Annotated in this window: 29 protein-coding genes and 1 tRNA gene; 13 read left to right on the forward strand and 17 right to left on the reverse strand. The window is 62.4% G+C overall.

Features of this window, described 5'->3' with window-relative positions; translation table 11 throughout:
* Positions 1 to 16: 16 nt before the first annotated feature.
* From AC3ANW_RS12405 to AC3ANW_RS12445, 9 genes are all read right to left on the reverse strand, one after another.
* The gene (locus tag AC3ANW_RS12405; protein WP_488341153.1) at positions 17 to 1,498 is read right to left on the reverse strand and encodes a phage portal protein; all 1,482 of its coding nucleotides are present in this window, start codon (positions 1,496 to 1,498) and stop codon (positions 17 to 19) included.
* 1 nt (position 1,499) lies between these two features.
* Positions 1,500 to 1,715, reverse strand: coding sequence for a phage head-tail joining protein (locus AC3ANW_RS12410; RefSeq protein ID WP_488341154.1), 216 nt, complete (start codon positions 1,713 to 1,715; stop codon positions 1,500 to 1,502).
* Entirely contained in the window at positions 1,655 to 2,128 is a 474-nt protein-coding gene (locus AC3ANW_RS12415) for a Mor transcription activator family protein (protein ID WP_488341155.1), read from the reverse strand. The genes AC3ANW_RS12410 and AC3ANW_RS12415 overlap by 61 nt, the downstream gene beginning before the upstream one ends.
* Positions 2,129 to 2,132: 4 nt before the next feature.
* Complete coding sequence (locus tag AC3ANW_RS12420; protein ID WP_488341156.1) at positions 2,133 to 4,136, reverse strand: phage terminase large subunit family protein; 2,004 nt, start codon at positions 4,134 to 4,136, stop codon at positions 2,133 to 2,135.
* Positions 4,133 to 4,735, reverse strand: a complete 603-nt coding sequence (locus AC3ANW_RS12425; protein ID WP_488341157.1) for a hypothetical protein — start codon at positions 4,733 to 4,735, stop codon at positions 4,133 to 4,135. The genes AC3ANW_RS12420 and AC3ANW_RS12425 overlap by 4 nt, the downstream gene beginning before the upstream one ends.
* Entirely contained in the window at positions 4,732 to 5,484 is a 753-nt protein-coding gene (locus tag AC3ANW_RS12430; RefSeq protein ID WP_488341158.1) for a hypothetical protein, read from the reverse strand. The genes AC3ANW_RS12425 and AC3ANW_RS12430 overlap by 4 nt, the downstream gene beginning before the upstream one ends.
* The gene (locus AC3ANW_RS12435; RefSeq protein ID WP_488341159.1) at positions 5,481 to 5,777 is read right to left on the reverse strand and encodes a hypothetical protein; all 297 of its coding nucleotides are present in this window, start codon (positions 5,775 to 5,777) and stop codon (positions 5,481 to 5,483) included. Before AC3ANW_RS12435 ends, AC3ANW_RS12430 begins: the two co-directional genes overlap by 4 nt.
* Complete coding sequence (locus AC3ANW_RS12440) at positions 5,770 to 8,124, reverse strand: DUF5906 domain-containing protein (RefSeq protein ID WP_488341160.1); 2,355 nt, start codon at positions 8,122 to 8,124, stop codon at positions 5,770 to 5,772. Before AC3ANW_RS12440 ends, AC3ANW_RS12435 begins: the two co-directional genes overlap by 8 nt.
* A gap of 170 nt (positions 8,125 to 8,294) precedes the next feature.
* Entirely contained in the window at positions 8,295 to 8,798 is a 504-nt protein-coding gene (locus AC3ANW_RS12445) for a phage regulatory CII family protein (RefSeq protein ID WP_488341161.1), read from the reverse strand.
* 417 nt (positions 8,799 to 9,215) lie between these two features.
* On the opposite strand from AC3ANW_RS12445, the gene AC3ANW_RS12450 reads away from it, so the two are divergent.
* The 8 genes from AC3ANW_RS12450 (at position 9,216) to AC3ANW_RS12485 (ending at position 13,520) form a co-directional block, all read left to right on the forward strand.
* Entirely contained in the window at positions 9,216 to 9,929 is a 714-nt protein-coding gene (locus AC3ANW_RS12450) for a S24 family peptidase (RefSeq protein ID WP_488341162.1), read from the forward strand.
* An 8-nt stretch (positions 9,930 to 9,937) separates the two neighbouring features.
* Entirely contained in the window at positions 9,938 to 10,573 is a 636-nt protein-coding gene (locus AC3ANW_RS12455; protein ID WP_488341163.1) for a hypothetical protein, read from the forward strand.
* A 69-nt stretch (positions 10,574 to 10,642) separates the two neighbouring features.
* Positions 10,643 to 10,855, forward strand: coding sequence for a hypothetical protein (locus AC3ANW_RS12460; protein WP_488341164.1), 213 nt, complete (start codon positions 10,643 to 10,645; stop codon positions 10,853 to 10,855).
* Positions 10,856 to 11,141: 286 nt separating this feature from the next.
* Positions 11,142 to 11,648 (forward strand): hypothetical protein, encoded by a 507-nt coding sequence (locus tag AC3ANW_RS12465; protein ID WP_488341165.1) that lies wholly within the window; start codon positions 11,142 to 11,144, stop codon positions 11,646 to 11,648.
* A gap of 254 nt (positions 11,649 to 11,902) precedes the next feature.
* Positions 11,903 to 12,211 carry a hypothetical protein gene (locus AC3ANW_RS12470; RefSeq protein ID WP_488341166.1) on the forward strand — a complete coding sequence of 103 codons (309 nt, stop codon included), beginning with the start codon at positions 11,903 to 11,905 and terminating at the stop codon, positions 12,209 to 12,211.
* Between the two features lie 17 nt (positions 12,212 to 12,228).
* Positions 12,229 to 12,981, forward strand: a complete 753-nt coding sequence (locus AC3ANW_RS12475; protein WP_488341167.1) for a hypothetical protein — start codon at positions 12,229 to 12,231, stop codon at positions 12,979 to 12,981.
* Between the two features lie 12 nt (positions 12,982 to 12,993).
* The gene (locus tag AC3ANW_RS12480) at positions 12,994 to 13,263 is read left to right on the forward strand and encodes a hypothetical protein (protein ID WP_488341168.1); all 270 of its coding nucleotides are present in this window, start codon (positions 12,994 to 12,996) and stop codon (positions 13,261 to 13,263) included.
* Positions 13,260 to 13,520 (forward strand): helix-turn-helix transcriptional regulator, encoded by a 261-nt coding sequence (locus AC3ANW_RS12485; protein ID WP_488341169.1) that lies wholly within the window; start codon positions 13,260 to 13,262, stop codon positions 13,518 to 13,520. Before AC3ANW_RS12480 ends, AC3ANW_RS12485 begins: the two co-directional genes overlap by 4 nt.
* On the opposite strand, the gene AC3ANW_RS12490 is transcribed toward AC3ANW_RS12485, so the two are convergent.
* Genes AC3ANW_RS12490 through AC3ANW_RS12505 form a run of 4 tightly spaced genes read right to left on the reverse strand, consistent with a single transcriptional unit; the run spans position 13,509 to position 17,913 of the window.
* Positions 13,509 to 14,381, reverse strand: a complete 873-nt coding sequence (locus AC3ANW_RS12490) for a hypothetical protein (protein WP_488341170.1) — start codon at positions 14,379 to 14,381, stop codon at positions 13,509 to 13,511. The two genes, AC3ANW_RS12485 and AC3ANW_RS12490, sit on opposite strands and share 12 nt — an antisense overlap.
* Entirely contained in the window at positions 14,381 to 15,454 is a 1,074-nt protein-coding gene (locus tag AC3ANW_RS12495; protein WP_488341171.1) for an AAA family ATPase, read from the reverse strand. The genes AC3ANW_RS12490 and AC3ANW_RS12495 overlap by 1 nt, the downstream gene beginning before the upstream one ends.
* Positions 15,451 to 16,617 carry a GmrSD restriction endonuclease domain-containing protein gene (locus tag AC3ANW_RS12500; protein WP_488341172.1) on the reverse strand — a complete coding sequence of 389 codons (1,167 nt, stop codon included), beginning with the start codon at positions 16,615 to 16,617 and terminating at the stop codon, positions 15,451 to 15,453. Before AC3ANW_RS12500 ends, AC3ANW_RS12495 begins: the two co-directional genes overlap by 4 nt.
* A gap of 12 nt (positions 16,618 to 16,629) precedes the next feature.
* A complete protein-coding gene (locus tag AC3ANW_RS12505) occupies positions 16,630 to 17,913 on the reverse strand; it encodes a tyrosine-type recombinase/integrase (RefSeq protein WP_488341173.1) in 1,284 nt (427 codons plus the stop codon).
* Between the two features lie 226 nt (positions 17,914 to 18,139).
* Here AC3ANW_RS12505 and AC3ANW_RS12510 point away from each other — a divergent pair.
* The 5 genes from AC3ANW_RS12510 to AC3ANW_RS12530 all read left to right on the forward strand — a co-directional run bounded on the left by AC3ANW_RS12510 (position 18,140) and on the right by AC3ANW_RS12530 (position 20,957).
* Positions 18,140 to 18,213 (forward strand) — tRNA-Gly (locus AC3ANW_RS12510).
* Positions 18,214 to 18,668: 455 nt separating this feature from the next.
* A complete protein-coding gene (locus AC3ANW_RS12515; protein WP_488341174.1) occupies positions 18,669 to 18,827 on the forward strand; it encodes a DUF3309 family protein in 159 nt (52 codons plus the stop codon).
* Positions 18,828 to 18,914: 87 nt separating this feature from the next.
* The gene (nikR, locus tag AC3ANW_RS12520) at positions 18,915 to 19,427 is read left to right on the forward strand and encodes a nickel-responsive transcriptional regulator NikR (RefSeq protein WP_488341175.1); all 513 of its coding nucleotides are present in this window, start codon (positions 18,915 to 18,917) and stop codon (positions 19,425 to 19,427) included.
* A 24-nt stretch (positions 19,428 to 19,451) separates the two neighbouring features.
* Positions 19,452 to 20,372 (forward strand): TIGR01777 family oxidoreductase, encoded by a 921-nt coding sequence (locus tag AC3ANW_RS12525; RefSeq protein WP_488341176.1) that lies wholly within the window; start codon positions 19,452 to 19,454, stop codon positions 20,370 to 20,372.
* Positions 20,373 to 20,435: 63 nt separating this feature from the next.
* The gene (locus tag AC3ANW_RS12530) at positions 20,436 to 20,957 is read left to right on the forward strand and encodes a MarR family winged helix-turn-helix transcriptional regulator (RefSeq protein ID WP_488341177.1); all 522 of its coding nucleotides are present in this window, start codon (positions 20,436 to 20,438) and stop codon (positions 20,955 to 20,957) included.
* Here the strand turns inward: AC3ANW_RS12530 and AC3ANW_RS12535 are convergent, their stop codons facing one another.
* The 4 genes from AC3ANW_RS12535 to AC3ANW_RS12550 form a co-directional block, all read right to left on the reverse strand.
* Positions 20,958 to 22,262 (reverse strand): amidase, encoded by a 1,305-nt coding sequence (locus tag AC3ANW_RS12535; RefSeq protein ID WP_488341178.1) that lies wholly within the window; start codon positions 22,260 to 22,262, stop codon positions 20,958 to 20,960.
* Between the two features lie 97 nt (positions 22,263 to 22,359).
* Entirely contained in the window at positions 22,360 to 23,433 is a 1,074-nt protein-coding gene (locus AC3ANW_RS12540) for a porin (protein WP_488345417.1), read from the reverse strand.
* Between the two features lie 31 nt (positions 23,434 to 23,464).
* On the reverse strand, positions 23,465 to 24,259 hold the full coding sequence (locus AC3ANW_RS12545; protein WP_488341179.1) for an ABC transporter ATP-binding protein: 795 nt from the start codon (positions 24,257 to 24,259) through the stop codon (positions 23,465 to 23,467).
* Positions 24,256 to 26,061, reverse strand: coding sequence for a branched-chain amino acid ABC transporter ATP-binding protein/permease (locus AC3ANW_RS12550; protein ID WP_488341180.1), 1,806 nt, complete (start codon positions 26,059 to 26,061; stop codon positions 24,256 to 24,258). The genes AC3ANW_RS12545 and AC3ANW_RS12550 overlap by 4 nt, the downstream gene beginning before the upstream one ends.
* Between the last annotated feature and the right edge of the window lie 8 nt (positions 26,062 to 26,069).

A 26,069-nucleotide genomic window follows, 5' to 3' on the forward strand; every position in this document is an offset into this window, starting at 1 on the left:
TTTGCCCCGGGGTGTTTCACGCCTTCGTTTTGGCAGCAGCAGCAGGGGCCGGGGCCGGTGCCTGACCGTCTTCCGTGCGCCCCTTCTGCAGGAACATCAGCACGTCCAGCAGCCCGCTGTCGCGCAGCGTGTCGATGTCGCTGGCGAGTTCCTTGAACACGGCTTCGGGCTTGTAGCCACGCTGCCGCAGCTTTTCGCTGATGGAAGACAAGCCGCCGGAGATCTCGGCCAGGTCGGCGCGGACATCCTGTTCCGGGTTCACATAGTTCCATTTCGGAGTGGAATGCTCGACTTCGTACGTCGCCCGCTGGATCTTGCCGGCGAGCTGCGCGGCGTCCTCGAATGCCCGGGCGATGCGCTCGCAGAAGCGGGGGATGAGGACGTGCCACTGGGTCACCTCGCATTCGCGCCGGAAGTCCAGCAGCCGCACGCGGGCGCTGCTGAAGTTCACCTCGCTGACATCGCCGGTCATCATTTCGTAGGTGACGCCATAGCCAGCGGCGACCAGGTGCAGATTGAATTTCAGGTAGTCAACGTAGCCCGGTACGACCTGCGGCTGGACAACGCTGGTGGTCATGCCAGGCGGCAGGCCGATCACATTGCCGCTGCCGAGCGTGCCCAGGTCATAGGACTTGCCGTCTTGGCCCGGGTCCTGGCTGCCGGGCTCACCCATCATGGTCACATCGCCGCTGGCGATCACCGACAGGCGCGTCTCCAGATTCTTGCGTGCCAGTTCGGCGTCTTCGTACAGCTGCAGGTCGCGGGTGCGGGCGATCACCGGGGCGATGCGCGGGAAGCCGCGGCCTTGGCCGGGGCGGTCCGGGGTGAACAGGTGAATGATGGATTGCGCCGGAATGAACCGGCTCAGCCCACGCCGGGCGAAGAGCCGCTGCTCGCCCGGGTGGGTCTCGAACAGCCAGTAGCCGGACACTCTGCCGAGCGGGTCGTACTGGATGCCGTTGACGATGGTGTCGGCACCTTCGTTGCCGCTCTTGTAGCTGTCGAGCCAGTCGATTTCCAGCAGTTGCAGCTGAAGGGGCACAGCCAGGTTGTCGGCCGCCAAGCGCGGGCGCAGGCGGATCAGGACTTCGCCGTCCTGTTCCATTGCGCGGTACGCGGCGGCCTGCATGCCGTAGATATCCAACCGACCATCGGCGTCGGCGGTGTTGGCCCACTGCGCCCATAGGGTGTTCAGCACGTCGGCATGCCGCCCCTTCCAGTTCGGTGTGATGCCGGTTCCCACCACGTTCGACACCAGCGACCGCAGGGCCTGGGCGATGTAGGGGACGTTCTGTGTCAGCGCCCTGGAGCGGGTGCGCAGCTCGCCGGCATCGGCCGCGTGGTCAGTGTTGGCCGAGGCGCCAGGACGCCGGGGCTTCCAGCCGTCGCGCTTGGAGGCGCCTTCGTAGGCACGGGACAGCACCTGTCGCTGGATGTGGCGGCGGATGCCGCGGGCCGGGTCGAAGAAACCGACAAGCTGGTCGATGGGATTGCGCATGTCAGTCTCCCCGCAGGGTGGTGAATCGGAACCGGAAAGGTCCGGTGGTGCGCGCGCCCGGCTGGGCGGCGGCGATCTGGCCGCGAACATGTTCGCGAGCGCGCAGCAATTCGGAAACGCTGCGGTAGGTGACTTCGCGGCCTTCGACCTTGACGGTCAGTTCGCCGGTGGCGATGGCGGCGTCGATGTTTTCGAGGTCGGTGGTGGTGAGGGGCATGGCACGGGCTCCGGGGCGCGGTCGGCAGGAGGGGCCGACGCTACTGGAGCAGCTGTCTCATGTTCAGAAAACGTGAGACGGTTTCCGTTGGCCGGCCGGCCGCCGGGCTGGCGCAGCACTCGGTACACCGTAGCGCGGCTGATGCGCAGCTCACGCGCCACCTCGCGCGCGTTGCGGCCGTTGAAGCGGGCCAGGATCTCCTGCGTAATTTGCTGCCGCTCGGTCATGCCTCGGGCGGGGATGTAGCAGTTCTCGCCGCGGAACTCGGCACGCACCGCCAGCTTGGCGTCGGCAAGACGGACGGCGGTGACCGCGCGGGCGAAGTCGGGCGCGGCCATCAAAAGGTAGTCGAACATGCGGTCGACCAAGTCGGGTTCATCAGGCAATGGGATTGGCTGTGGAGTTTGGGTCATGGGTTCACCAGTCGCGGCCGAAGCGGCCGGGCGCAGAGGCGGTGGGTCGGGCGTGGCGTGGCGCAGCCGGGTGGACAGGCGCGGCAGCAGCATCGGGAGAGGCCTGGGAGCTGGGTGGCGCAGAAGCCGGCGCATCCACGGGCGCTGGGAACGCGAGCGGCGCCACGACGAACTCGCCGGGCACCAAACGCTGCTCGCGCCGATCCCAGTCCGCCCGGGTGGCGCGGTGCAGCCGCAGCGAGGCGTGATGGGTGGCGGCATACGCATAAACCCAGGTGTCGAGCGGTTCGTTGCGGATGCCGCCGCGGCGTTTCTCGAAACGCCCTTTGGCCGGGTTGAAGGTTTCGCTCACTAGGCCGGTGAAATATTCCGGCGGCAGGTCTTCACTGAAGTGAACGGTGCGCTCGACCGCTTCTTTCTTGCTGGAGTCCGCCGATAGGCGGCTGTAGAGCAGGTGCTTCACCGCCACCGTGCCGATGTGCTGGATGAAGATGCCCCGGATGTCGTTGCCGCCGCGCCGGTTCACGTCGTGGGCCTTGGGCTTGGACAGAACAGGCGCATTGTTGGGCACCGCCCCGAAACACACCATCGGACGGCGGATGCGTTGGGCCCGCACGTAGTCCTTCACTGCTTCCGTGCGGTGGCCGGCGGCGTCGATGGCGGTAGCCTCGACCTGCAGCAACGCGCCGCTTTCGTGCAGCACCGGCCGGTTCAGGAGATCTGTTAACGCCGCCCACACCGCGCCCTCTGCAGGGTCGCCGGGTAGTTCGACATAGTCCAGCACCCAGCAAGTCAGGCCACGACCCCAGCCGAGCAGCTGCACGGCCAGTCGATTGTCCTGGGTGTCGACGCCGGCCGTCAGGGCCAACACCCCGTGCGGCGCCACGCGCAGCGCGTAAGGCTCGACCCGCTCGGCGACCACGTTGTGCCGCACCGCGCGCATGGCGGCGTCTTCCCAGGGCTCGGCCAGCCGGTCGTTGACGAAGGTCTTGAGCCGGGCAGGTTCGTGCTGCGCCTCACGCCATAACTCGACCAGGTCCATCCAGCGCGGACCCAGGCCAAACTGGTAATACAGGCAGTTGATGTGATACCCGCGTACCTTGTTTTCCGGACGCCCAGGCACCCACCGGCCGGCGGCGATCATGGCCGTCTTGTCGTGTTCCTCGATCACGCAGCCGTTTTCCTGGCAGACATACCAGCACCGGGTGCTTTCGTAGTGCAGGCCGGACCACTGCAAGTGCTGCATGTGGCCGCAGTGCGGGCATGGCACATGGAAATGCCGCTGGTCGCTCTTGTTCCACAGCTGCTCGATCCGGCTGGTGCCCTTGATCTGTGGCGTGCTGATGTACAGCCGTTTGTAGGTGGACGGAAACGCGCTGGTGCGGCCGTTGAGCATCTCCACCGGGTCATCGCCACCGGAGAGGTTGTTGGCGAATTCATCGACCTCATCGACCAGCAGGGTGCGCACGGTAGTGGACTTCAGGCGGCTCGGACTGCCGGCGTGTTCCATGTACAGCTGGCCACCGGCAAAGTCCTTGAAGGTGCGCTTGTTGGCCGAGTCTCGCGTGGCCGTGCTGGTCAAAGCGCGCTTGACGGCCGGCGTCTCTTCGATCATCGGATTCAGCTTCTGCGCCACCCACTTTTCCAGCGAGACTTCGCCCGGCAGGCACACCATCACCGGGCCGGGATCGTGGTCCATGCAGTAGCCCAGCGCGTTGGCAGCGACCTCGGACTTGCCGAACTGGATGGGGAACATCAGCACCACCTCACGCACGGTGCTGCGGGCGCTCATGCAGTCCATCGGCTCGCGTAGTGGCGGGTTGCGGTTGGTGACCCACTGGCCGGCGACGGCGCTACCCTTGGTGGACAGGCTGCGCTCGGCATCGGCCCACTCGCTGACGGTGAGTTTCTTGCGAGGCGCGGCAGCGCGGGCCATGGCCCGGAAGCCCAGCACCACGGGGTCGGCGAAGGTTTCCGGCGGCGCGTCGAGGATTGCTGTGTCGTTCAACTGGCGTCCTCCGCCGTGGCGCGGTTGAGCCGGGCCACCACGTCATGCAGCAGCTGTTCGACCTGGTCGGCGATCACGCTGCGAATAGCCGCCTCATCACGGCCCACCAGTTGCGGCGGCAACACGCCGGCCCAGGCTTCCAGCTTGCCGCGCAGAGTGGCGCCGGCATCGGCGAAGGCAGCGATCACCGCCGCACGCTCCATCAGCTGGCCGATGTCCTTCAGGTACGCGACCCGCTCGCGCAGGGCCGAGTAATGTTCCTTGTTCGACCGGCTGTTTTGGTAGCCGCGAGGTTCGGCCTCCGGCGCGGGCTCACCGGCAGAGGGTGCGATGAAACGCACTGGGGCCGGCTCACGTTCCACCGCGTGGCCGGTATCTGCTGCTGCACCACGTTCGGCAGCGTGGCGCTCGGCAACACCGAGCTTCGACGGGTCGCGCGTTGCAGCGATTCGGGCGATGCTTTCGGCGACCTTCACTGTCTTGCCGTCGTCGGACATCACCAGCCGTCCGGCCTTGCGCAACTCGATGCCGTAACTGGGCTTGACGTTGATGCGGCCACAGAAGGCGCGCAGGGTCATGGTCTCTGCAGCGTCGGTCATCGTGCGGTCCTCAGTGCGGCGGCGAATTCGCGTTGGAAGTGCCCAGCGAAATTGCGGATGGCGACCGCCCGGCCGGCCTGGCCGAACGGCAGTCGCACTTCGTAGCGCGGGGCACTCGGCGAGAACAGCACCACGGGCCGGACGCCCTGGCCGAACGCCATGACGCGGCGTTCATAGATGCCAGGCTTCAGCCCCTTGTTGTACTCACGCAGAACGAAATAGCGCGACAGGGTGCGCCGGCCGCGCAGGGCATCGCGCTCCTGCAGCTTGCTGAGACGCCTCGACGGTGTGGCGCCAGCGTTGGCCCGCAGATCCAGCAGGATGCGGGTCAGCTGAGACCGGCGCCAGTTGCCGTACACGTCCAGTTCGGCACCGACCGAAGGCACCACGAAACGGTTGCTCGGCAGGATGCCGGCGGCCCGCAGCGCACGTTCGGCACCGGTGGCGCGGCGAGGACCGCCGGACGCCTCGATGGACAGCCATTTGGCGGCGGAACGGCCCCCCTCCCCGTTGTCCTTGGGGCTGATGACCGCTTCGAGGTTGTCACGCCGGGCCTGGGTGAATCGCAGGCTGTTGAGCGTGAAGGGCGTGGGCCGGTCGAAGGCGCGTTGCATCGTTTCGCGCTCGGCCGCCATCGCTTCGACTGCGACTGCGTTGATGGCGCGGCTTGCAGCGAAGCGGGTTTGCTTCATCCGATTCGCCAGGGAGGTGGTGGCGGTGGCGATATCCACCTGCAGATCGATTTTCATGCCCATCCCACCATCTTTTTTAGGACAACGTTGAGGGAGAAAAAAGCGCGCGCGTGCAGCGATGCAGCGTCAGCAGCGAATCGCGCCTGCCTGCGCGGTGCACGCACCCGCCCGCCTGCCTGCACGCCCGCCTGCGCCGCACGGGCGCCCACACGCACCGCGCACCCACACGCATGAAGGGCGCCCAAACGCTGCAACGTCGAGCGAAACGCCGCAAAAATGACTGCAAATGACACTGCAAAAATGGCTGCAAATGCAGTCTTAATCGCTGCAAACAGGGATGTTTCAGCCATGCGACATGCCCCGGTAGTCCTTCAAGGCGATGCGGAAAATGTCCATCCGGTTCGCCAGCCAGCCCAGTTCGGACTCCCCTTGCGGGCATTCCTGGCCGCCCGGCAGGTAGGTGAAGGAGACCTGCCGCTTGCTGCCGATGTCGCTGACGGGCACCAGGCGGCGCTTCACTTCCGCGCTGTGCTTGCGCATCAGCTGGTTCGCGAAGCGGGCCTGGTTCAGCGCCTTTTGCCCCACACGCATGCACCAGGTCTGGTACAGGGCGAACAGGTCCAGGCTGTCGCAGGGCGTGAGCAACGCGGGGCTGTTGCGGCCCGGGAAACCTGCCAGATCGCCGGCCTCGAACGCCTGGAAGAAGCGGCTGGGCGAGTCCAGGCTGAGCCCGATCAACTCCCGCTTGGCGTCCGTCATCGGCGGCAACGTGCCAGGGCCGAAGTCGCCCAGCGTGATGTTCAGCAGATGGTCGTGGAGCGCCTCGGCGCCACCGTTCTCGATCTCGTGGAGGCACTTCTTGTAGAAGTCGGCGCCAAGCTTCTCAGGCGTCCAGATCACCGCGTGGCGGCGGTCATCCTCTTCGAGGACCACAGGCATCGCCTCATTGCTGAGGAACACCATGTTGACGTGGTTGCGTTCGTCGTACGCGGCCATGTTCTTGGGGTTGATGCGAATCCATTCCCCGGTGATGAAGGCCTTGAGCTTGTTCTTGATGTGATACAGGTCGCTGCGGGCGACGACCTCGTCGGCGATCAGGAACAGGCGCCGGCTGGCCCAGTCGTTGAACTTGTCCTCGATGGCGCTTTGGTCGATCACCCGGCCGTATCGGCCATAGATCGCCATGATGGCCTCGAAGAACAGGTTCTTGCCGGTGCCCTGGGGGCCATGGATGACGATGGTGGTCTTCATCTTGGCGCCGCGGTGCTGGATGGGATAGGCCAGCCACTTCAGCACCCAATCGAACAGCAGGTCGGGCCGGGAGTCGCCTGCGCACATGTGCTGCAGCAGCTCCAGCAAGTAGTCGCAAGAGCCGGCCTTCGGGGTGGTGGGCCAACCGCTGAAAAGGTTGCAGATGATGGTCGGGTCGCGGTCGCTGGGATCGAATCCGACCTCGCTGATGCGCACCATTTGCTTTTCTGGATGCTCGGCCCAGGCGCGGTGCAGTTCGCGCGACAGGCAGGCGTCCCGCATGTCGCTCAGGGCCAACATCGCATGTTCCTGGAAGTCAAACACCGTGCCGCCGTGGCCGTAGACCAGGGCGTATCGCTCGAGCAGTTCATCAACCGAGTCGATGGGGCGCAGCGGGGATCGCGCCGCGTCGGCCCCCTCCCCCTGCTGGGTTGCGCGGGCCGGCGCCTGTGCACGCCAACCGAGTGCCGTGAGGCGTGCTTCGACCTGGGTGCGCACGACGTGCAGGCCTTCGAGCGCATGCAGGTCGTTGAAGTCGGTGAGCTTGCGGCCCTTCGTCTCGAATGCCAGTCGGCGGGCCGGCTCATCGGCGAAGGTCGGCGCGATGAACACGCCATTGACTGCAAGGGCCGCGCCGCTGGCCGCCGTCACGCCTGGGTTGCCGTTGCTGAAGCTGTCGTCGTCCGCGCAAATCAGGATGTTGGCCAACTTGTAGCGCTTGCGCAGTGCAGCGCAGACGGGCGCCAGGTTGCCGGCGTCGAAGGCCACTGCCACCGGCAGGCCGGTCGCCGCGAACAACGTGGCGGCCGTGGCATAGCCTTCGGCCACCAGGACCACGCGGCCGATGACGCCACCGAACAGGTGGAAGTGGCCTTTCTTCGCCAGGCCTGCGGGCCAGAATTCTTTCTCCAGGCGGCGGCGCCCTCCCCCCTGCTTGGGGCTGCGGATGATCTGCAGGCCGTGCACCTTGCCGGCCACGTCGAGCATTGGAATCACCAATGCGCCGGTGCTGGGGCTGAATCGGACGCCGTGCGCGCCTACACCCTTGCGCACCAGGTACGGTGAATCGCCTTGCTCGACACACTGGCGCCACGCCTTGCTGGCGCGCTGTGCGGCGCGCTCCGCCTCTTCCGCCCTGGCCTGTTCGGCGCGGCGGCGATCTTCGGCCAGGCGGGTGCGCAGGCTTTCCCGCTGCTCGGCCGTCATTTCGGCCTTGCGGACCTGGATCTTCTGCGCGTTTTTTTCGTTGCCGTGCCACACGCCCCAGCTGCCGACGATCAGGTCGTCGCCGCTGGGCAGCCGCAATTCATGGAGGTGATACCAGCCGCGGCGCTCGCGGTCGCCGCCGTCGATGCGGACCCGCTGCCGCTTGCCGATTTCGAGGGCTTCCACCAGCAGGCCGCCGTTGACCAGCTGCTGCAGCACGTCGTCATAGTTCGTCGCCACCGTTCAGTAACTCCTGCGACTGCTGTGTACACACCGAACGGGGCGCGAATTACCCTCGACCCAACATGTCAGGAAGGACCCACATCCTGGCCCGAAGGGGCTCAGATGCGAACAGCGCGCAGCGTCCCGCCTCAGGCGCCCCGTGGGGGTGGGGGTCAGGCCTGCCTGCCTCATGCCTGCCCCCGCTCGGACGCGGGGATCGAGGCGACGTGCATGGCACGGGCGTCGCGCACCACCTGCTGCGCCTGGTCGGTTAGGTCCATCGCCTCGCGCTCGATGCGGCGCAGTTCGTTGGCACTGATCTTCCCGTCGGCCAGTGCATCGGTGACAGCAGTCAGCAGTTGCGAACACTCTTGCACTGCGCCGACGGCGCATGGCCCTGGCCGGCGAGGAAGTGCGGGCTCGACGTCGGCAGCCATCTCACGCACCTGCAGCTGAACGAAGCCGCCGCACTCGCTGGCTACCGACATGGCGTAGGCACGGCAGTGCGGCGTGTTGAGTTCGATGCACATGGCCGAGATGGCGCAGGCATCCAATACACCCAGCTTGTGGTCAGGTGAGTTGCCCAGTTCCTTCTCCAGGGTGCTGGGCTTCTTGTCGAGTCGTGCAGCGGCAGCGGCTATGCCGCCCGGGTAATTGCGCACCATCAGGCGCAAGGCGTCGAGTTGGTTCATACGTGTGGGAGGGGAGATTTCCGACGTGGACTGAGGGCCATGCGCCGTGGAGACTCGGGGCATGGGCTGTAGAAATCAGAGGGAAATAGTTAGACGGTGGAACGAGCGCCGCTGTCGGCAACGGAGCTTCCACAAGCACTTTGTTGGCTTAAAGAATCTCCAGGCGCGAGGCTGACCATGTCCTCGAGGCTGACCGCGCCTGCAGTGAAATTGCGCACAGGCGCTAGATGCTTAAGGGGTACGTATCCGTCAGCCATCTGCGTAACGCGTCCAAGGGACACACCTAGATGGCGCGCCAAGGCCGTAGAGCGGCCGCGCTCAGCGGTCAACCAGAGCTTTAATTTCATCGGCACACTTTAGTTTCCGCTAAAACTAAAGTCAAGTGCTTACTTGTTTAGGCTCAGATAAAGTTTGGACATGGACTTCATGGAACAGCGCCGTAATCGATTGCGGCAGTTTTTGGCCGATAACGGTGGCTTTGCTGCGGTCGCGACGAAATTTTCGCTTTCTCCCTCCCACGCTAGCTACCTGTCCCAACTTACCGCAAGAGAGTCCGTGGCAAGCTTCGGAGAGCGTAGTGCAGCAAACTGGGAACGGCGTCTCGGCTTGAAAAGTGGGTATCTGTCTGGGCAGACTGAACCCACGAAGGAAAGCGAGTTGACGGCTAGGGAGCGCTTCCAAGATGGTGAAATTGACTTATCCACCCAGCCTGGCCTTGTGCCCATAAGACGCGTCGAACTGAAAATCTGCGGCGGGTTTCCCGGTTATGCCGTTGAACCAATCGAGGACGAGGGGGCTCCCGTGTTCTTTCGCAGTGAATGGTTACGTACGCGCGGCTACAAACATGAGCAGCTATTTGCAATCAAAGTAGCTGGGCAAAGCATGGCCCCCAATTTGAACGACGGCGATCTCGTTATTGTCAATACTCTAGATAATGAAGCCAGAGATGGCCAGGTTTACGCAATTAATTATCATGGCGAAGCCATAATAAAAAGACTTAGTAGAGAAAATGGGTTGTGGTGGCTTGTGTCTGACAACCCTGACAAAGCTAGGTACCCGACGAAAGAGTGCAGGGAGCAGTTTACAAAAATACTCGGGCGGGTAATTCATAAGCAAAGTGAAATGATTTAGGAGAAGAGATGAAAGTTTGGTCTTTAGTTGCCATTGCAACGCTCAGCGGTTGTGCGGGCACGATGAACTACACGCCGCCCAGCACCACCGCAGGCGCAATACCAACGAGCAAAGTATTGGACGCCTCGAGGGACGAGGTATGGAACAAGCTCATACCCGCACTAGGGAATGAGTTTTTCGTTATCAACAACCTAGATAAAAGTTCCGGCCTCATTAACATAAGTTATTCCGGCGACCCGGAAAAATATGTCGACTGCGGTGTGGTGGAAAGTTACGTAAAGAATGCCCGTGGCGAGCGACGCTTTAGTTTTCCTGGCTCAAGCGCAAATCAGAACTACGAAGTCATGGCAAACAACATGCACTTGTTTTTTGTGAATCGCCGGATGTCTTTGGAAGGTCGAATGAATATTATTCTTTCAAGCGAGTCGCCTACGAAGACTCGAATGACCGCTTCTACAAGATACGTCCTTACCAAAACCACAGTTGCCCGCAACGTTGAAGGTCAATCGCAGAGCCAGACTGACAGTCTGACGCTGACAGGCCTTACACCCGGCTCTTATCCTGTGGCCAATGCTGCGGGGCAGGCCACAACATGCGTCGCCAACGGCCGGCTCGAAAGAGCCGTGTTGGACTTGATAAAATAATTTAGTGAACAGTTGACAACAAGTTTTAGTTGAGACTAAAGTGCACTCCGTCATGAAGACGGAGTGCACATGCAAATCAATGCCAAATCGCTGCGCAGCTACCGCGCAGCCCTCATCCCGGCCGGGATTGAGCGCGAAGACGTAGAAACCCACGCAGCCGCCGGCACCCTTCCGACGATCCGCGTTCGAGCCCGTGACTGCGCCCACGCGCAGTGGGCAGCCCACCAGGTCACCGGCCGCCCGGTGCATTCCGCAGAACGCGTCGAAGAGGTGGTGGCTTGAGCGCCGCCCGCGCTACTCGCAGGCCTCGCCGGCCGCGCTTATTGCCGGATGGGTTCCCATCCGCAGTGGCATCGCCGGGCGGCTTTTGGCTCAGCCACGTTCTCCGAGACTCAATGCAACGTGATGCGCTCACGAACGCAATGGAGAAGGTCCATGACAACGTACCTCTCTGGTTCGGGCTGCTTAAGGGCCGCAACGTCCTGGATGCTCGAATCAACGAAGGGTTCGAGATCATTCAGCGCTCCGGCGACCTGCTGCGCTTAATACCTATTCGCCGAGGTGCCGCATGAGCGCCGCGCCGGTCCAAATCTGGATCCGTCATCGTGGCAGCCGCCGCCAAGCCTTCTACGGCGCCGGCTCAGCCTGGCATCCGCTGCAGGTCGCCAAGGCGGAAAAAGCACTGCGTGACGGTACGTTGACGCTGGCAGGCGGGAAAGCCGTGCAGGTTGTTCCACGCGAAACCCCCGAAGGATACGTGCATCCGGCGGCGGCGGCGTTCGCTGCGCAGGCCCGCTATCTCAGCGGTCAGATCGACGGCATCAACCAGCGCGGCTGTATATCCCTGTCGATGCTGCAGATCGCTGCGCTGGTGGCCTTCATCGTTCTGGTGCTGACGGTAGCGCCGCACCTGCTCGACGGCCCTGACGCGGCGCAGGCCGAACAGGATGTGCAGGACGAAGTCGCCGCGCTCACCAGCGCGCCCGCCTCGGTTCCGCCAATCCGCCCGCAACACCCCAGCGCCGGCCTGCCTGCACGCATGCCCCATGCGTCGGTCGTAGTTTCGGCCCGGTGAAGGCACGGCATGCACGCAACAGCACCGCATACGGCAACCAGCCGCGTAAGCCGGCCCGCCGCGTTCGTTTTCAAGACCACGAAGGTGCCGGCTTTCAGGGCCTGCGAACTGTGCATTCATTCCAGCCAGAACGCGACGGACCTCCACTGCGCCAGCCCTGCCGTGCAGCACCTTGTGCCCATGCCGACCGTCCAGGCCGCGCGGGCTCATGGCGGGCCGTGCGGGCCAGGCGCTTCGCACCTCGACATGCATGCATGGCAGCAGCGCCGGGGCAGCTGATGGAAACCAAGCCGCTGTCCGACGCCCTGCTGCGCGAGACCTACGAACTGATGCGGCTGCGCCATCGGCAGTGGCCCAGCAGCTTCGACGCCGTGATGGCAGACCCGCAGCGCAGCCGCCTGGTGCGTATCAACGCATCCGTCCGAAGCCGCGCGGCCAGCACCTGTGCCTGCCCAGCGCCACGCGATGTGCCGGCACCCAGGCCACGCCCTACCGCCCGACCTGGCACCCCGCCAGCCTTTGACCGCAAACGCGCCGCCGCTGGCGACCGCGAAGACGACTGACCTCCATTCCTCGAACCATGACTACGACCCACATCGAAGCGACCAAACGGGCCGCACTAAAGCAACGCGCAGCGGCCACCGTGCTGGCCTTCACCGGTCCCGCGGGTGCGGGGAAAGACACCGCCGCGGCCGCCCTGGTGACCCACCGAGGCTTTGTTTCCATCGCCTTCGCCGACGCCCTGCGCCGCGAGATCGCAGAGGCCTGGCACATCGACCAACGGATGCTGACGCACCGGCCAACAAAAGAACTGTCGATTCCGGCCCTGGCGGTAGGCATGTGCAACGACCCGGCGTTCGTGCGTTGGGCGTTCGACTGCGACGAGAGCCTGCACGCGAGTCGAAGCCCGCGCTGGGTGATGCAGACCTGGGCGACCTACCGCCGCCGTTACGAACCCGCCCACTACGCGCAGATCGTCGCCAGCTGGATCGCGCGCAAGGTGGGTATCGGCAACGCACGCATAGCGGTGACAGATCTGCGCGACCCGGTCGAGGTTGCTGCGCTGCGCGACCTGGGCGTGCGGCTGCAGGTAGTGCGTGTCCATCGCCAGGAAGTCACCCGACTGGCTGACGACACCGCGCGGCATAGCAGCCAGTGGCACGACATCAAAGCCGATTGCGACCTACAGAACGACGGAAGTCTGGTCGCGCTGGGTGAAGCCACCCTTGCGATGGCCGATGCCGCGCTTTCCCGCCCGGTGATGTTCATCGGCCATCCGCCGTGCGCCACGCACGCCCCTCGCGCCGCCGGCCATGCCGAAGCTCAGTTTTGAGGAGCCATCACCATGATGTCCACTAACCAACGCCTGGCAATCTGCCGCCAAACCCCCGTGACCGACGTGCGCGTCGAGCGACCGCAGGCCATCAGTGCGTCGCATGCACTCGCCGAAGGCGTGACGCGGACCGACGATCACAATTATTTCGGCGTGGAGGACAAGCACTTGGGACTTGAGCCGCGCGAATCGTATGCCTCGCTTTGGGATTCACCTAACGGCGCGTGTACCTGGACTCCCAACCCTTGGGTGTGGGTCGTTTCTTTCCGGAGGATTTCATGAGCAAACTGTCGATGTCGCCGGTTATTCACATCGAACCCCACTATCTCGCCAAGCCTCAGGTTGCGGCTTTTCTGTCAATTTCAGAAACCACCATCGATCACCTCGTTTCGAAGGGCGATCTGCCGCGTCCTCGTAGGCTCAGCAATGGGCGGGTCGCTTGGCTCGTAAAAGAGCTGCGCGAATGGGGCAACGAGCGCCCGGTCTCTGATCTGCTACCGCCCCCAAATTGTAGCCGCATGAAAAAATTAAGTTTTTAAATGATCCGCCCAAATTCCAATAATAAGCTTTTCTCCTGCTTTTTCCCTCACTGCAGGTGGGCGGTCGGCTATCCATGGATAGAAATGAATCCTACCCTTGGTGTTGGATAATTTGGCGTGCCATTCGCAGCATATCCGCGCATCATTTATTTCAATATGACGCTGAGCCATTGCCGCAGCGTTTGCCCGCGTTTTGGGACTCTCCGGCGAGATGGACACACCAACTGCGGAAGCTTGCGCTGCAAGTTCATCGAGGCGATTATTTCCCTCGAACGATAATTTGCCGACGTCGTTAAGCCAGCCAAGAGTAAGCAACAGTTGATCTTTAGTCTCGACATACGATAGACCTAATTTACCAAAGGACGGTTTTCCAAAAAAATATAAATTGGGAAACATAAACCCCAGCAAGGCATTTAACTCAGCTTCTTTTTTATTGAGCACAAGGAATAATCCTCGCACCGCAATCGCGGCATCTTCCAGCCGGGATACGCCATAAGTCCCGTGGGCAAAAGCTAGACCACTGCTCATTTGCTCATCAAGTATTAAAGCGCCAACCTTATTGGCAATAAATTCTTGATAACTTGACTTACACCAAATACAGTCAATCAGCTGATCCAAATCCCGCTGAACCCGCAGGATTGAGTCGCGGGAGTTGAGATGCGCGCCATCAAAAATATACTGGGCTATTTCCGTCCCGTCTATAACCAGGGAGTAAAAGTCTCCAGGCATGTGCAAAGAAATACCGTCACTACCACCCGCCACGGCCATAACGTCCAGGAGATTTTCCAAAGCCTGTTCACTTGCCGGCAGGGACAGGATAGTCTTCGCCAAAGATTCTTCGTGCAAGTAAAAGGGAATCATCAGTTTCGCCTGCTCAAACGCATTAAATTACGCGACATCTGATCGAAAAACCCTTTTGGCCACTCTGCAATTTTCCCGTCTTTCCGAAGCAAAACTTCTGTTGCCTTGGATCCTTCAATCTCATCTCCTTGCAAATAGTATATTTTTACATCCCCCTCCTTTATACCGACACGTTCTTTAACAGCAAGCCTTACACCATCCAAAAAGTGATCACTATGCGTCTCTACAACTATCTGTAGTCCAGCCTCCGCGGCCATAACGACCAATTCACCTAGCGCCGTTTGTCCTTTGGGATGCAAATGCGCCTCGGGATTTTCGAGCACTAGAAGTCCACCGCGATCCCGTAGCGTTGAAAACCACATTGCCACCCGATGCAACCCTTTACTGGAACCTTCACTGCCGGTCATTCCTAGAACTGATAGCACAATTGGCAGCGCGTAGCTTATCCCGAATCCGGAGTTTGTTGCTCTATGACCATGAACAGCGATCCGCGACGCATCAAATTTAGGCTGTATATCAAAGTCCAACTTAATGCCTGGCGATATCTCCCCCATCCACGCAATCAATTGATGTCGAAGCGTAATACCTACTGAACTTGGGTGCCTCAATGATTTGTGCACTTCGCATGATTCAAACTGGTCTGCAAAATGCGCACTATATTGTCCGTACTCACCCACTCCAGCAAAACTTCCATCCGGCAGGGTCGGCAGCTCTACTTTTGGACCCCACCGATCGGCACTAATATGCTGCAGAAATGGAATTGTCGGCTGCTGAAATGAACGCGGCCATACATAGTTTTCGTCTATAACAACGCCGTATCCGCCATCGGTCTGCTCGGCAATTATACTAATCTCCCCCTTGGGCAAAGTGAGCTGCGACTTAAACTCCGAATATCCCCCGAGCCCAGGCAATACAACATTCTGATTAGATGCAGCCAAAATAGCCAATCTGAGGGCTTGCAAGACCGAGCTTTTGCCGGAATTATTGAATCCAGCAAGGATTGTCAGCTTGCCGAAGCCAATTTCAATATCAGCAAGGGACTTAAAGCCTTGGATTTTTAAAGTATCGATCATTTGTATTTCAACAGCAGGGAGGAAATTTTATCGTACCGCTCAACTACTCCGCGCACTTCGCCACCATGCCGCCCAATGGCATAAGCAAATGTTTCATCTTCAAACATTGAATAATATTCCTTAAGAAACGGCACTGAATTTTGATAAATTTTTTCATACCACTCTTTTGGAAGGCGCACCATGTAATACATCCAAACATCGAATAGCGACTTATTCAGCGGCGTCTTTCGTTCGCCGCTTTGCGATCGCCTAAAAGCGTGCTCTCCAAAAAGATTAATGCAGCGCGAGAGTGACACCCTAAAGTGCTGGATAGTCGCTTCCGGACTTACAACAATGTCAAGCTCAATGTCGCCGTTCAGAAATCGCATGGTATCAGAGAGAAACTCATCCATATCTCCGCGAAAAGCCGAAGGACTTCTTAGGTGAAACGCCATGTACCGCAACAGCAATTCACGACCGGCCATTCTGTCATCCCGCACCGTTTTCCCGACGTATCTGCGATATAAACCGAGCTCAACCAACTCCTTCAATATTTCGGTTGCCCGCCCTTGATATAGGGCATGACGAATTTCTTGAGAAGAAAGCCGCATCCCTCCAGTGTTAATTCGCTTGAAAATGTTCCGCTTAACGGACTCCGGCGTGTCAGGATTTATGATGGTAAAAGAAAGCTCAGCCTCCATTATGTTATTTACCACTCTGGAAGTAGCACTCATCTTGCGCTCAATGGAAAAGAAATCTTTCCCATCGAACTGATCCCCCCAAAATTCCAAGCCTTTTAATATAAGACCTTTGCCATCAGCATCAGGTCCCAGCACGAAGTCTCTGATGGTTGTAAGCCGCTGCAGTCCGTCAACTACCTCCCACACGCCTTGTTTATCTTCGGATACGTAAAACATTGGCAACGGAATTCGCAGCATCATAGATTCGATAAGCAAACTCTTTCTTTCCTGATCCCATACGTAATTACGTTGAAATGCAGGAGCAAGTTGGATAGTCCCGTTCTTAAGTCTTCGCAAAACCGCATCCAAAGCGACCACTTTAGATGAAAGAGATATAGACGCAGGATCAAATGGCTGATTATTGGCAGGCATTTCAGCCTCTGCTTCCACGCCTGCGCTCAAGCCCTCATGAGCGAGTTCTTCTTCATTAATTTTGAGTTTCATAAACTTTAGTGATTAACCAAAAGACAAGCGGGAAGTAGCCAATTCTTCCATGCGAATGGATAACTTTTTCAACCAAACCAGTTTCTCAGCATCGTAGGTATACGAGTTGTAGATTCCGACGATTGTGGGGGGCAAATGGCCAATGATGATTTCGCCAATTTCGTTTGAACAGCCCAAGGAAGCAAGCATAGTGCGAGCAGTGCGACGAAGGTTGTGAGGTGTCCAATCAGATACGGGTAGAACTAACCCTCGCCCCTTCCTGCGTCTCACTTTTGCTGAGTAAGGCTGCAAATCGTAAATGTAGGTCGACAGCTGCGACTGTTCGTAATGTCCGTCGCCACCATCGTCGAACAACCAGCCCTCGTGCTTCACTCGCTGTATCCGGTCCTCGACCACCTCCCGAGCCCAACCGAACAACGGAACACGATGGTCAGTGGCCTCCTCGAAACGAGCATTCTTTGTCTGCTGCTTCGGGATCGTCCACCACAGGTCATCGCCCTCCTGAGTGATGTTCTCCGGCCGCATAGCCAGGATCTCGGATCCGCGCGTGCCGGTCCACAAATACAAAATGATGGCCTCGCGCGCCTCGGCGTGCATGTTAGGCAGCCAGCCCAGCAGCGTGCTCAATTCACCCTCTTGCAGCACCCGCCGTTTGCGGCCGACGTGGGCGCCGCCGACGATCTTCCCTTTGCTCTGCAACTTGCCCTTGAGCACTGATCGCCACCAGTTCGGCGTCTCGCCGATGCGGCCGGCATCGAGCGCATGGTCCCAGGCGGCGCCGAGCAGCGAGCGCAACTTCGCCGCAGCCGTTGGCGTTTCCTTTCGCCGGTCCAACACGCGATAGGCATCGGAGCGGGTCACCTCGCTGGCCAGCTTGGCCGCGAACGTCGGCTCCTCATCGCACAACCTGGTCAACGCACGCTCGGCAGCTGTTGCGCCCGCCGCTTTCCGGTTGACCCTCAAGCTCTCGTCGACGTACTCACGGATGATTCGACGGACGGTCGGCAAGCGCTCGACCTCGGCTGCAGCTGCTCGCGCTGCCTTTTTCTCCACCGCCGGATCCTGGCCAGCAGCAACCTGACTGCGTTTCTCCTGCCAGGCGGCGGCGGCGACTTGGACGGGCATGGCGGGCCACTGCCCGAGGCGGACCTGTTTCATCAGCCCAGTGGTCGACTTGTAGCGGTAGATCCAACTCTTGTTTCGCAACGAAACTTCGAGGCGCAACCCTTGGCAGCCGTCGACCACCAAGTGCTCGCCGGGCTTCAAAAGCTTGGCTGCACGCGCATCGAAAAACATTGAACCTATACTCCTGGCCAGCAGTCGAGCCGCGCTAAAACGCGGGGCGGCGGCGTAGGAAAAGGGCTAGGCTAAAAACCTACGCCAAAACCTACGCCAAGCGGGCAAGTGTATTAGGGTTCGGATGGGTCAATCCGGGCCGCGAAAAGTTGGAGCGGAACGACTTTTCTCATACACTTCAACGTCTTAGCGGAAAAACCCCTTATCCATCAACAGGATAGGAAACGCGGGTGTAGTTCAATGGCAGAACTTCTGCTTCCCAAGCAGATAGCGTGGGTTCGATTCCCATCACCCGCTCCATTCGACGCCGCACGGCTTTCAGCCGTGACACAGGCTGAACTTAGCCAGCTTGCGTCTTCACTCCCCACTGGAGTTGGACGTACCCTGCTGGTGTTGGCTTCGTGGTCACAGGGGCGTCAGAGATTCCCCGCATGGCTGACTGCTCCGCCCACTTCCTGCTTGCCCATGAAATCCCGCCCAACCTGGACGCAAGCCTCGATTTAAATCAGGTCCGCCAACGCTCGAACTGGATATTCGATCGGCGCGCGTCGGCATCGAGGTCGACGCGCTGGATGCTGTTGATGCTGTTCTTCGGAGCCGCCGTACGAAGCGTCCCAACGGCGCTCCCGCGGCCTGCCGAACTGACGGCGACTAGGCGCAAAACCTGACGCACCACGGGGCCCCCATCCTGCGAACCAAGGCCTGGAGGCTTTCTAACAATGGCCCCATACCAACATTGCTCGAGGAGCCACAAAATGTCGCTGTCATTCATTCTTCTGATCGTCGTCATCCTGATCCTGATCGGCGTGCTGCCGACCTGGGGCCACAGCCGCAATTGGGGCTACGGCCCGAGCGGTGGTGTCGGCCTGGTGGTCGTCATCCTGTTGGTGCTGCTGCTCATGGGGCGTATCTAAAACAGACCCGCTGCGGCGCCGCCTGCCGCATCGACGTCACGGGGGTGGACCTATCATGGGTCCATCCCCGTTTTCATTTCCGACGCCATGCAGCGCCTTACCTTTTCGCTGGACGACGAACTAGCCCGGCAGTTCGACGAGTTCATCACCACCCGCGGTTACGTCAACCGCTCGGAGGCGGTGCGCGACCTGATTCGCGCCCGCATCGGAAGCGTCACCCTGGAAGCGGCGCACGACCATGGTCACGATCATCATCACGGTCACCACCACCCGCATGCCGACTGGTGCATCGCCAACGTGAGTTATGTCTACGACCACCGGGAACCCACCGTCACCACTCGCGTACTCGACCTGCACCACGACCACCACGACCTGGTGGTGAGCAGCGTGCGCAGCTACCTCGATCACGACAACTGCCTGGAAACCGCCGTGCTGCGCGGCGCTACCGATGCGGTGCGCGCCTGTGCCGACCAGCTTGTGGCTCTGCGCGGAGTGCGCCACGGCAACATCCACATGGTGCCGCTAGGCGCCAGCGGCCAGCCGCACCAGCATCCGCACGGCGGCCCTTCGGCCCATGTGCACCTGAAACCCATCAACTGACACGGCCTCGCCGCCCACTGCTGCATGAAACCTGAAGCCATTCTCGTCATCGGAGCCACCGGCTTCATCGGCCGCACCCTGGTGGCCGGACTGCTGCAGGAAGGCCGGACGGTGATCGCCCTGACCCGCAACCTTCAGCGTGCAAGGCGCTTGCTGGGCAGTCGGGCGCTGATCGTTCGCAGCCTGCACGACCTGCCGGACGACAGCCGCATCGACGCCGTCGTCAATCTGGCTGGAGCTCCGGTGCTGGGCATGCCGTGGACCGAATCCCGACGCCGCGAACTGCTGCAGAGTCGCCTCGGCCCCGCTGCTTCCGCGTTCGAGCTGATGGCCCGGCTGCAGCGCAGACCCGCAGTGCTGGTCGCAGCATCGGCCGTCGGTTTCTACGGTGCGTCGGCCCGTGACTCCTTCGAACCGAGAGACGAGTCCGGGCCACCGCAGCCGGGCCAGTTCCAGTCGGACCTTTGCGCCGCCGTCGAACAGGGAGCCCTGAAGGCCGAAACACTCGGCGTGCGTGTGGTCCGCCTGCGCCTGGCCGTGGTGCTCGGGCATGGCGGTGGCGCGTACCCGATGCTGGCGCAGAGCGCCCGCCTGGGGCTGGGCGCGGTGCTGGGTTCGGGCCATCAGGCAGCGCCGTGGATCCACCATGACGATGCCGTCTCCCTGCTGCGTTTCGCACTTGAAACCGGCGGCCTCAAAGGCGCCCTCAACGCGGTGGGGCCCGACGTCAGGTCACAGGCGGATTTCACCCGGGCACTGGCGGCTTCCTTTGGCCGCAAGGTGTTCCTTCGCCTGCCCGCCGCCCCGCTGCGTCTGCTGACCGGCGAGATGGGCAGCCTGCTGCTGGACGGCCAGAACGCGGTGCCTGCGGCAGCCCTGTCGGCCGGGTTTTCATTCCGCTTTCCGGACCTGGATCAAGCCTTTCAGAATTTGGCCGACGGCTAAAATATCCGCTCTGTTCTTCCTCCGCCGGCGAGCCTTGTTCGCGCCAGCCATCCTGCAAACGCCATGGCCATCCGCTCCTCGAAACGCTTCAACCCGTCCGGTCCCGAGTTCCATCGTGCCGACTGGCCTTTCTACTGGATCGCCCGCGTCAACACCCTCTACACACAAGAGATGGAGCGGGCATTGAAGGTGGTCAACTGCGACCTTTCGACCTGGCGGGTGCTGGCCATACTGCATGAACAGGGCGTCAGCAGCGTTTCCGAAATCGCGGTGCACGCGGTGGCCAAGCTATCGACCACCACCAAGATCGTCTACCGCATGAAGGCAGACGAACTCGTCACCACCGCCACCTCGCAGGACGACGGCCGGGTCACCATGGTGACCATCACCGAGGCCGGTCTGCAGCAGCTGCAGCGGGTGAGCGACGCCACCCACGGCCTGTTCGAACGCAGCTTCGACGGCCTGACGCCGCTCAAGCTCGAAAAGCTCAACGAATCGCTGAGGGTGGTGTTCCGCAACCTGCACGGCGGCGACCACCCCATTCTCGAAACGCCGGAAGCTCCGGCGCCTGCGGCTTCTTCCTGATCAGGCCGCCAGCAGCGGATGCAGCCGTGCGGCGACCGCCAGCAGGGCTCGTTCCTGCCGCGGCCGGCCCACAAGCTGCATGCCGATCGGCAGCCGGTTGGGGCCGAACAGACCGGGCACGTTCACACACGGCAGACCCAGCAGTGTCCAGACACGGCTGAACACAGGGTCACCGGTTGCCGACAGGCCCTCGGGTGCCTCGCCCGGCGCGGCGGGCACCAGCAAGGCGTCGGCATCGCCCATCAAAAACAGGACCTTGGCGCATGCGTCCTTTGCGATCTCCAGGCTGGACCGGTAGTCGGCTTCGCTCACCGCGCGGCCGGTCGCCACCAGGTCGCGGATATGCGGGCTGATGCGTTCCGCGTGATGCTCGGCTTCGAACGCCAGGTTGCGGCAGGCCTCGTAAGCCATCACGGTTTTCTGCGCCTGCATCAGGCCGGCCAGGGCGGCGGGCAAGGCGAGCTCGGCCACCGGCACGCCGGCCTTCGACAGGCGCTGGTGGGCGGTTTCCCAGGCCTGCCGGCCGGAGGCGTCGCTGTGGTCCCATTCGTGCGTGCGGCAGCTCAGCAGGCGCATGCCGTCAGCGTCCGGCAGAGCTTCGAAAGTCTCCGCCATCAAGGCGGCGCGCATCAGTTCCAGGTCTTCTGCGCTGTTGGCCAGCCAGCCCAGGGTGTCGAGCGACGGCGCGAATGCCTTGACGCCCTCGCCGCTCACCAGGTCGTAGGTCGGCTTGAGCGCGAACACGCCGCAATAGGATGCCGGCCGGATCAGCGAACCCGCCGTCTGCGAGCCGAAAGCCAGGGGCACCATGCCGCTGGCCACCGCCGCAGCCGATCCGCTGGAAGAGCCGCCCGGCGTGTGTTCGATGTTCCAGGGGTTGGCCGTGGGGCCGGGCGTGAAATACGCGAATTCGGTGGTCACGGTCTTGCCCATGACGATGGCGTCGGCCGCCCGCGCACGCCGCACCGCCGCGGCATCGGCAGCCGGTCGATGGCCTTCATAGACCATCGATCCATAAGCGGTCGGCAGGTCGGCGGTGTCCAGCAGATCCTTGACCGCCAGCGGCACGCCGGCCATCGGCCCGATGCTCTGGCCGGACCCGATGCGCCGGTCCAGCGCCTGGGCGGCGGCCAGTGCCTGCGCATCGCCACGAAGCTTCCAGGCGTGCAACGCCGGTTCGAGGCTGTCGATGGTTTCGGCCGCCTGCCGCACCACGGCTTCGGCGGTGGTCTCGCGACGGGCGATGGCCTGGTGGATCTCGACGGCGCTGCGTTGCGGCTGGACGAATCGGTTCATGGCGCTCATAGATCTGGCGGTCCTTCATTAAAAAAGGGCGAGTCCCCCCGGACTCGCCCAAAACTCGCAATGTCACACGCGGCCTCGCGGCCGCAATTTCAGGAGATCAGAAAGCGTGGCGCACACCGATTTCGAAGCCGGTCGAATTGCCGCCGGCGCTGGTGGCGCCCGGCGTGGTCAGGCCGTCCACGCCCAGGCTGCGCGTGCTGCTGCCCTTGTTGCTCAGGCGGGCCACGGTGCCGTAGACCTGGGTGCGTTTCGACAGGTTGTAGCCGTAGCCCAGCGCGAACTTGTTGAAGTCGTTGGCGCTGTCCTTGACGTCGTAGCGCGACACGGTGGCACGCAGTTCGCCGGCACCGATGGGTGCTGTCAGGCCCAGCAGGTACGAGTTGACCTTGTTATTGCCGACGGGGTTGCCGTCGACCTTTTCCTGGCCGAAATAGACGATCGGCTTGACCACGCCGAAGTCCCAGGTCGCGCCGAAGTTGGCCAGCTTCAGGTCGCGGCCGACCGCCAGCGGAGCAACGTCGGAAGCACCGACGAACTGCTTGAAGTCGGCGTAGGCGACGGCGATGTTCAGCGGACCGCTGGCATAGCCCAGGCGACCGGCGACGATGTTGTTCTGCTTGTCGTTCAGCGACGTGCTGTTCTTTTCGCCGAACGAATATTGCAGCTGGCCGTACACGCCGCCCAGGTTGCTCGGCAGCACGTAACCGATCATGTTTCCGGCGTTGTTGCTGCCGCCGGCCAGGTTGAAGAAGGCAGCGCTTGAACCCACGCCACGTGCACCGAACGGATCCAGCAGGGCCACGTTCCACCAGGTGGCCAGGAAGTCCCGGCCCAGGCGGAGTTCGCCGAAGGTGTTGCTCGACAGGCTGACGGTCGAACGGCGCTGGAACATCAGTGCGCCGCCGGCCGTGCCGGTGCCGGTGTCGATACCCAGGGCTCCTTCGAGCCAGAAGCCGGCCGACAGGCCGCCGCCCAGGTCTTCGGTGCCACGGAAGCCCAGGCGGCTGGCGGCGTTGCTGCCGCTCGAGAGGCCGACCTTGTGGCCGGCCGCGCCATCGCTCTTGAGATAGGTGACGCCGGTGTCGACGACACCGAACAGGGTCACCGAGGATTGGGCCATGGCGGCGCCCGATGCGACCAGTACGGCCAGCGCCACGAAACTCTTCTTCATCATGCTTCTCTCTCGCTCTTGGGTTGAAAAATCAGGTGCTCAACATGGCCTGGTGCCTGCCCTGGCTGCCCAGGTAAGCCTCCACCACGCGGGGATCGGCTGCCATGACGTCGGCCGGGCCTTCCATGGCCACGCGGCCCAGTTCCAGCACGTAGGCGTAGTCGGCGACCTTCAATGCGGCGCGGGCGTTCTGTTCCACCAGCAGGATGGAAACGCCGCGGTTGCGCAGGTCGGCAATGATCCGGAAGATGTCCCGCACGATCAGCGGAGCCAGGCCCAGGCTGGGTTCGTCGAGCATCAGCAGCCGGGGCCGGCCCATCAGGGCGCGTCCCAGCGCGAGCATCTGGCGTTCGCCACCCGACAGCGTCGAGGCCTCCTGACCGCGGCGCTCCTTCAGCCGGGGAAAGAGGGAGAAGACTTCTTCGAGCGCCTCGACGTGCCGGGCCTTGGGTTCGCGACGGAACCGGAAAGCGCCCAGCCGCAGGTTGTCCTCGACCGACATGCTGCCGAAAAGCGCCCGGGTCTCGGGCACCAGGGCGATGCCATCGCGCACCCGGGCCGCCACGTCGCGGTCGTCGTCGCGGGTGTCTTGTGCGGTGCCGGGCACGGTGATCTCGCCACGCGACGGCAGCACACCCATGACGGCCGACATCAGCGTGGTCTTGCCGGCGCCGTTGGGGCCGATGACGGTGACGATCTCCCCCTGGCGCACCCGCAGCGAGACACCGGTGACCGCATCGATCTTTCCGTAGCTCACGTGCAGGTCCTTCACTTGCAGGAGCAGCGGCGCCTCGGCAGCCGCGACGGGTTTCAGCACGGCGCTCATTCGGCCACTCCCAGATACGCTTCCAGAACACGCGGATCGGCCTGCACCGCTTCCGGCAAACCTTCGACGATCTTTTCGCCGAACACCACCACGACCACACGGTCGACCAGGCTCATCACGAAGTCCATGTCGTGTTCGACCAGCAACACCGCCATGCCTTCTTCGCGCAGCTTGCTCAGCAGCGTGGCGAGCGCCTGTTTTTCGCCGTGGCGCAGACCGGCGGCCGGCTCGTCCAGCAGCAGCACGCAGGGGTCGGCGCACAGGGCGCGGGCGATCTCGACCAGGCGTTGCTGGCCCAGTGAAAGACTGCCGGCCTCTGTGTGCAGGAAGGCACCCAGGCCGACACGTTCGATCTGCCGTTTCGCTTCGGCCAGCAACCGCGACTCTTCATGCCGGTCGAGTCGCAGCACACTGCGCAGCAGCCCTTGCCGGCCGCGCAGATGGGCGCCGATGGCGACGTTCTCCAGCACGCTCATGCGGGGCAGCAGCTTCACATGCTGGAAGGTGCGGGCCAGGCCGGCCGCCGCGATGTGGCGAGCATTCCAGCCGACCACCGAACGGCCCTTGAACTCGATCTGCCCGGCGGTCGGTGTATCGCAGCAGGACAGCTGGTTGAACAGCGTGCTCTTGCCCGCGCCGTTCGGCCCGATGACCGCCAGCACTTCACCGGCATGCAGGTCGAAGTCGATGTCCTTGTTGGCGACCAGTCCGCCGAACCGGCGGGTCAGGCCGCGCACCTCCAGCACCGCGTCGCCGCGCCTCGGCATGGCGTTGCGCGGCAATGCCGGTGCATCGGGCACGGACCGCCTGGCGCCGCGGCCGCCCCAGCGGCTCTGCACCCAGCCGGCGATGCCGCCGGGGGCGCGGTGCATCAGCAGCACGATCAGCACACCGAACACGATGGCTTCGTAGTTGCCGGTGCTGCCGAAGATCTTGGGCAGGATGTCTTCCAGGCCGTTCTTGGCCAGCACGAAGACCGCCGCGCCGACGATGGCGCCCCACAGCTGGCCGGCGCCGCCGATGAGCGCCATGAACAGGTAGTCGATGCCCGCGTTGATGCTGAAAGGCGTGGGGCTGACGAAGCGCTGGGTATACACATACAACCAGCCCGACAGGCACGACAGAAGCGCCGCCAGCAAAAAGGCGGTGAGCTTGGCGCGGAACACGTTCACGCCCATCGAAGCCGCCATGGCCTGGCCGCCGTTCAGCGCACGGATGGCCCGGCCCGAACGCGAATCCAGCAGGTTGCGAGCGCCCCAGGCCGAGGCCAGGACCAGCGCCCAGATCAGGTAGAAGATCTCTTCGCCCCTGTCGAGCGTGAAGCCCGCCAGCTTCAGCGCCGGCAGGTTCGACAGTCCGGTATAGCCGCCCAGCGACTGGAAGGTGCCGAACAGGTAATACAGCGCGATGCCCCAGGCGATGGTGCCCAGCGGAAGGTAATGGCCCGACAGCCGGAGCGTGATCAACCCCAGCACACCGGCCACGGCCAGTGTGAGCAAAACGCCCAGCAGCAATGCGGCCAGCGGCGATCCGCCAGCCCACTGCAGCCACGAAGGCAGTTCGGCGCTGCTGGCCAGCCAGGCGGTGGTGTAGCCGCCGATGCCGACGAAAGCGGCCTGGCCGAAGCTCGTCATGCCGGCCACGCCGGTCAGCAGTACCAGGCCCAGCACCACCAGCGCGGCCAGACCGATGTTGTTGAACAGGGTGACGTAGAAGCTCGGCAGCAGCGGCACGGCAGCGATCAGCGCGAGGGCGACCACGGCCGGCACGGCACGACGGATGAATTGGCTGGATGGCGGCATGACGGGCT

The sequence above is a fragment of the Xylophilus sp. PBN-3R genome, from assembly GCF_057747805.1.

Bases quoted from the DNA above. Each gene is read 5' to 3' on its own strand.
- AC3ANW_RS12405 (WP_488341153.1), bottom strand. From the start codon at position 1,498: ATGCGCAATCCCATCGACCAGCTTGTCGGTTTCTTCGACCCGGCCCGC.
- AC3ANW_RS12410 (WP_488341154.1), bottom strand. From the start codon at position 1,715: ATGCCCCTCACCACCACCGACCTCGAAAACATCGACGCCGCCATCGCC.
- AC3ANW_RS12415 (WP_488341155.1), bottom strand. From the start codon at position 2,128: ATGACCCAAACTCCACAGCCAATCCCATTGCCTGATGAACCCGACTTG.
- AC3ANW_RS12425 (WP_488341157.1), bottom strand. From the start codon at position 4,735: ATGACCGACGCTGCAGAGACCATGACCCTGCGCGCCTTCTGTGGCCGC.
- AC3ANW_RS12430 (WP_488341158.1), bottom strand. From the start codon at position 5,484: ATGAAAATCGATCTGCAGGTGGATATCGCCACCGCCACCACCTCCCTG.
- AC3ANW_RS12435 (WP_488341159.1), bottom strand. From the start codon at position 5,777: ATGGCTGAAACATCCCTGTTTGCAGCGATTAAGACTGCATTTGCAGCC.
- AC3ANW_RS12445 (WP_488341161.1), bottom strand. From the start codon at position 8,798: ATGAACCAACTCGACGCCTTGCGCCTGATGGTGCGCAATTACCCGGGC.
- AC3ANW_RS12450 (WP_488341162.1), top strand. From the start codon at position 9,216: ATGGACTTCATGGAACAGCGCCGTAATCGATTGCGGCAGTTTTTGGCC.
- AC3ANW_RS12455 (WP_488341163.1), top strand. From the start codon at position 9,938: ATGAAAGTTTGGTCTTTAGTTGCCATTGCAACGCTCAGCGGTTGTGCG.
- AC3ANW_RS12460 (WP_488341164.1), top strand. From the start codon at position 10,643: ATGCAAATCAATGCCAAATCGCTGCGCAGCTACCGCGCAGCCCTCATC.
- AC3ANW_RS12465 (WP_488341165.1), top strand. From the start codon at position 11,142: ATGAGCGCCGCGCCGGTCCAAATCTGGATCCGTCATCGTGGCAGCCGC.
- AC3ANW_RS12470 (WP_488341166.1), top strand. From the start codon at position 11,903: ATGGCAGCAGCGCCGGGGCAGCTGATGGAAACCAAGCCGCTGTCCGAC.
- AC3ANW_RS12475 (WP_488341167.1), top strand. From the start codon at position 12,229: ATGACTACGACCCACATCGAAGCGACCAAACGGGCCGCACTAAAGCAA.
- AC3ANW_RS12480 (WP_488341168.1), top strand. From the start codon at position 12,994: ATGATGTCCACTAACCAACGCCTGGCAATCTGCCGCCAAACCCCCGTG.
- AC3ANW_RS12485 (WP_488341169.1), top strand. From the start codon at position 13,260: ATGAGCAAACTGTCGATGTCGCCGGTTATTCACATCGAACCCCACTAT.
- AC3ANW_RS12490 (WP_488341170.1), bottom strand. From the start codon at position 14,381: ATGATTCCCTTTTACTTGCACGAAGAATCTTTGGCGAAGACTATCCTG.
- AC3ANW_RS12495 (WP_488341171.1), bottom strand. From the start codon at position 15,454: ATGATCGATACTTTAAAAATCCAAGGCTTTAAGTCCCTTGCTGATATT.
- AC3ANW_RS12500 (WP_488341172.1), bottom strand. From the start codon at position 16,617: ATGAAACTCAAAATTAATGAAGAAGAACTCGCTCATGAGGGCTTGAGC.
- AC3ANW_RS12505 (WP_488341173.1), bottom strand. From the start codon at position 17,913: ATGTTTTTCGATGCGCGTGCAGCCAAGCTTTTGAAGCCCGGCGAGCAC.
- AC3ANW_RS12515 (WP_488341174.1), top strand. From the start codon at position 18,669: ATGTCGCTGTCATTCATTCTTCTGATCGTCGTCATCCTGATCCTGATC.
- nikR (WP_488341175.1), top strand. From the start codon at position 18,915: ATGCAGCGCCTTACCTTTTCGCTGGACGACGAACTAGCCCGGCAGTTC.
- AC3ANW_RS12525 (WP_488341176.1), top strand. From the start codon at position 19,452: ATGAAACCTGAAGCCATTCTCGTCATCGGAGCCACCGGCTTCATCGGC.
- AC3ANW_RS12530 (WP_488341177.1), top strand. From the start codon at position 20,436: ATGGCCATCCGCTCCTCGAAACGCTTCAACCCGTCCGGTCCCGAGTTC.
- AC3ANW_RS12535 (WP_488341178.1), bottom strand. From the start codon at position 22,262: ATGAGCGCCATGAACCGATTCGTCCAGCCGCAACGCAGCGCCGTCGAG.
- AC3ANW_RS12540 (WP_488345417.1), bottom strand. From the start codon at position 23,433: ATGAAGAAGAGTTTCGTGGCGCTGGCCGTACTGGTCGCATCGGGCGCC.
- AC3ANW_RS12545 (WP_488341179.1), bottom strand. From the start codon at position 24,259: ATGAGCGCCGTGCTGAAACCCGTCGCGGCTGCCGAGGCGCCGCTGCTC.
- AC3ANW_RS12550 (WP_488341180.1), bottom strand. From the start codon at position 26,061: ATGCCGCCATCCAGCCAATTCATCCGTCGTGCCGTGCCGGCCGTGGTC.